At 70.8% G+C, this 4,261-nt stretch carries 6 protein-coding genes; all 6 read left to right on the top strand.

The window, feature by feature from the left end; translation table 11 throughout:
• The first annotated feature begins 247 nt into the window (after positions 1-247).
• The 6 genes from AB0M08_RS47225 to AB0M08_RS47200 all read left to right on the top strand — a co-directional run bounded on the left by AB0M08_RS47225 (position 248) and on the right by AB0M08_RS47200 (position 4,195).
• Positions 248-673: a hypothetical protein gene (locus AB0M08_RS47225; protein ID WP_364508856.1), complete on the top strand. Its 426-nt coding sequence runs from the start codon at positions 248-250 to the stop codon at positions 671-673.
• A 26-nt stretch (positions 674-699) separates the two neighbouring features.
• Positions 700-1,140 (top strand): hypothetical protein, encoded by a 441-nt coding sequence (locus tag AB0M08_RS47220; protein ID WP_364508853.1) that lies wholly within the window; start codon positions 700-702, stop codon positions 1,138-1,140.
• Positions 1,141-1,219: 79 nt separating this feature from the next.
• The gene (locus tag AB0M08_RS47215; RefSeq protein ID WP_364508851.1) at positions 1,220-2,119 is read left to right on the top strand and encodes an ArdC family protein; all 900 of its coding nucleotides are present in this window, start codon (positions 1,220-1,222) and stop codon (positions 2,117-2,119) included.
• A 76-nt stretch (positions 2,120-2,195) separates the two neighbouring features.
• A complete protein-coding gene (locus AB0M08_RS47210; RefSeq protein ID WP_364508848.1) occupies positions 2,196-2,927 on the top strand; it encodes a DUF2786 domain-containing protein in 732 nt (243 codons plus the stop codon).
• Positions 2,928-3,079: 152 nt separating this feature from the next.
• The gene (locus tag AB0M08_RS47205) at positions 3,080-3,538 is read left to right on the top strand and encodes a hypothetical protein (RefSeq protein WP_364508845.1); all 459 of its coding nucleotides are present in this window, start codon (positions 3,080-3,082) and stop codon (positions 3,536-3,538) included.
• Positions 3,539-3,676: 138 nt separating this feature from the next.
• Positions 3,677-4,195: a hypothetical protein gene (locus AB0M08_RS47200; RefSeq protein WP_364508843.1), complete on the top strand. Its 519-nt coding sequence runs from the start codon at positions 3,677-3,679 to the stop codon at positions 4,193-4,195.
• The last annotated feature ends 66 nt before the right edge of the window (positions 4,196-4,261 follow it).

Raw genomic sequence — 4,261 nt, 5'->3', positions numbered from 1 at the left:
AGGGATGCCAGACCGGCACCCGGGCCGCAAGGGAGAGCGCCTTGCACCCCGGGCACCGGCCCGGCATGGCGTTGCCCAGGTGACGGGATGGCCCTGGGGCCGGGGGTGAACAACCGCCAAGATCAACACCCGCGCGCCACCCTCAAAACAAGATCAAGAAACAAAACCCCAGGTAGGAATACCTTCCGAGCGCGATATTGTGCTATAGTTTTATGTATAAGGAAGAGGGAAACGGAAGGGGAAAACAATGGGGAAGTCGATCCGGCAGCGCCGCGCCGCCCGCATCGCTCAGGTGCTCCCGATCGTCGGCGAGTTGACCGAACACACCGCCAGGTGCGACGGCTCGTGGATGTCGCGGCGCGTCGACCGTGACGACACCGACGGCAAGTGGCTGACCACCCCGTTCAGCGTCGACCCGCGAGCAGATGACGCGCTCGCCGAATCCAACTATCGCGTCATCAAAGCCGACCTTGAGCGCGTGGCCGGTATGGAGATCGATTACCGCATCGACGCGTGGCCCGGCGGCACGATCCACACCCTCACCGTGCGCGCTGACGACGCGCTCGCCCTGCGAGCTGTCCAGCAGTGGACAACCGCGCTCGCTGACTACCCCATCGCCAGCGAGTCCGACCTGTCCGAGCTGGAGGCCGAGTACGCCGAGGCCATCAACTAAGCGTGCCAAAGTTTTAAGGAGAGGTTATGCCCTACACCCAGGAAGTCCGCCCCGGTTACATGGTCCGCCGTGAGCGTGAAGCCGACGTGATGCACGTCGAAGGCGCGATCCTCAGCGGCACCGAGTTGATCACCCTCACCGGGCACCGGCCCGCCACCGGCGAACGGATCCAGGTCTCCCAGTCCGGCCGCCGCTGGATCGACGACGTGATCCCCGCCGGATCCATCGTGCAGTACCGGGGCAGCATCACCAGCCACCACGGCGTGTACGCCGCCCGCCCCTGCCCCTGCCCCGACTGCGAGGACGCCCTGCCCGGCGAGAAATTCCAGCTCGCCAACGACACGGCCGAGCTGCAGCACGTCAACCGCCGATCCATCACCATTCTCGCCGCGCACTGCGACGCGTGCGCCCACACCCAGCCCCGCCCCGAGCCCGACAGCAGTCAGCCATTTACGCAGCTCAGCTAGTGTGCTAAAGTTTTATATATGGAACGGGGGCATCCCGCCCCCGTTCCCCACCCCCTCGCCCGAACGGAGATACCCCGCGATGGCCCGCAAGCCCACGACCCGCCGCCGCGCCAGCCGCTACACCGACGAGCAGGTGGCCGAGTACCGCCGCCGCGACGCCGAGATCATGGACAGTTCCACGGCCCGACTGGAGGACGGCGACACCGTGCGCCGCTTCGCGCACCAGATGGCCACCGGCGGAGTGTCCGACCGCGTTCTGTCCTACTCCGTACGCAATCAGATCCTGTTGCACACCCAGGCCGAGGAACGCGGCTTCCGGCTGACCGATGTGGACACGGCGAAGGGATGGCGCACCCGGGGCCGCCACATCAAGAAGGGCGAGACCGGCCTACGCCTCGTGCGCCCGGTCACCAAGCAGCCCAAGGACGCCGACCCCGCCGCCGGGCAGGCCGAGCCCCAGCGGGACGCCGAGGAGCGCGACGAGGCCGACGACGAGGGCGACGGGGACGAGAAGACCCGCAAGCCGAAGTTCCGGACCGGCGTCGTGTTCGACCTCAGCCAGACCGCCGAGATCCCGCCGGAGAACAGCGACGCGTGCGCCGAGTGCGAGGCCGAGGCCGGGCAACCGTGCAACCCGGGGTGCACCTGCCTCGCGTGCATCGGCCCCGAGTTGCTCGACGCCGAGGACGCCGCCGAAACCCTGTGGAACAACTACGTCGAGCAAGTGGAGAAGGCCGGTTACGCCCTGGACTGGCCCGCCCCCGCCGCCACGCTCGCCGGGCAGCGCGTACGGGTGGACCACGACGCCCGCACCGTGCACGCCGCGATGAACGCCACCGCCGCCGACCCGGCCGCCGTCGCCGAACTGGCCGCCGTGCTCGCCGCGATCGTGGCCCGCGAGGACCGCGCCGCCGAGCAGCGCCGCGCCGAGCGCAAGGCCGCCCGCCTCGCCCTCACCGCCGCGCCCGCAAGCAACTAAACGTGCCAAAGTTTTAGGTTGGGGGAGGCTTCCCCGCTCCCCCAACCTCCCGGACGCCACCAGGAGGACCCGCACCATGACCACCCCGCAGCCCGACGACAAGCACCTGTCCCGCCTCCGCGCGTTGCTCGCGCTCGCCACCGACAAGCGCACCCCGTTTCACGAACGCGAGACCGCCGCCGCCAAAGCCGCCGAATTCATGGCCCGCCACGGCATCGACGAGGCCAAGGCCCGCGCCGCACGAGGCGACGCCCCCGAAGGGCTCAAGGTGTCGCCGTTCGGCGTGGCCAACAGCGACGGACACGGCCAGGCCCGATCCCTCATGGTCACCGCCGTTGCCGCCGCGATGGGCTGCGAATGCCTCATCATGCAGGCCCCGCCGCCCCGCGCGTACACGGTGAGCATCGCCGGAATCACCTCCGATGTGGACGCCGCCCGCCTGTTGCTGCCCCTGATCATCGCCCAGGCCCACTACGCCGCCGCCAGCAGCGCGAGCGACACCCAGCGCCGGGACCGCGCCTACCTCCCGTCGTTCCTGCTCAGCTACGGCCGGACCGTTGCCGACCGCATCGCCGCGCGCCGAAAGCCGTTGACCGACGCCACCGCCAACCCCGGGACGGCCCTCATCCTGGCCGACCGTGCCGAACGCCTCGCCGCCCTTGTCGCCGAACGCTTCGGAACCGAGTTCACCTCGGTATCCATGCACGCCACCGGCAGCGGCGCGCAGGCCGGACACCGGGCCGGGCAGACCGCCGACATCGGAGACGCCCGCCTCAACAACGCCTCCCGCCGCGCGATCGACCGCTAGCCGCCCGGCGCGATACCGGGTCCGGGGCGCATCGAGCGCCCCGGACCCGGGCGGGGCGCTCACGCGCCACCCCCGCACCCCCGGCTCAACCCCGCGCGGCCCTCGCGCCGCGCGATGCCGCCGGCATCACCACCCACCAGAAGGGCACCACCATGACCCACCCCGACCACACCCCGCCCGAACTCCCCCAACCCCGGACCACCCACCCTCTCGGCACCCTCGCGACCGTGCTCCGCAGCCCCTACGGCAGCCCCGGCTCGCTCAGCGACACCACCGAATTCGTCATCACTGCGATCGCCACCCCCGACGGCGCGCTCACCGCACTGCCCGTCAGCGCCCACGTACGCCGCCTCACCCCCGACCGGCCCGAAGCGTGGCTGTGCCGCCTCGACGTCATCGGCCGTACGACCTGGTCCGTCATCCCCGCAATGCCCGCCGAGTACCAGCGCACCCCAGCCGCCGTACGCCACTACCTCAGCGGCTGGATGGCCAGCGGCAACTACGCCCACCTTCCAAGCCCCGCCGCTCTCGTCGGTTTCGACGGCGCCATCGCAATCCACGACCACCGCGAGTGGCCCCCTGCCCTGCCCACCCGGCCGGCCGCGCCGTAACAGCACTGACGCCCCGCCCGGGCGCTCACGCCCGGGCGGGGCGAACCCTGCCGATGCTCCCGGCATCACCCCGAAACCCCGTCGCGCCGCACGACACGACCACCCACAAACCCAGCACCAAGAAAGGTCCCACCTCCTATGAGCCAGCGTTACGAGTGCTACGACGCCGACAGCACAGACATCGAGATCGTCCCGCCCGGCACCGAAATCGGAGAAGACGACGCCGACGACCACACCCTGATCATCGGCAACCCCTGGTCAGCCGCCCTCGCCCTGTTCGGCGGACTCGACGGCATCGAACACTTCGCCTACCGCGTCCTCACCACGACCAAGAAGACCCGCGCCCGCCTCGACGCTGAGCAAACCCCGGCCGCCCGCCCCGACGTCGACCCCGCCGAACGCTGGCAGACCGGCGACATCGTGCTCGCCGCCGACCGGCAGCTGTGGTGCCGCGCCGACGAGGCCGACGCCGCCGAAGGCTGGCCCTGGGCCTACGTCCACAGCTACGCACCCCGCCAGCACGCCGACCACCTCCCGGAAGGCGCTGTCGACGAGCACACCCCGGCCCGGCCGCTCGCCCTGCTCCTACGCGACGGCCGTCCCACCATCCAGACCGCGCCCGACGACGACCCCAGCACGCGGCCGCTCACCCCGTAACAGCACCGGGTCCGGGGTGTGCTCGTCGACAGCGCCTTCCGGGAGGTGGTCGGCGTGCTGGCGGGG

The organism is Actinoplanes sp. NPDC051851 (assembly GCF_040681165.1).
Lineage (GTDB): Bacteria > Actinomycetota > Actinomycetes > Mycobacteriales > Micromonosporaceae > Actinoplanes.
The sequence above is the reverse complement of the archived record's forward strand: the minus strand, read 5'-3'. Positions and strand labels throughout refer to the sequence as shown.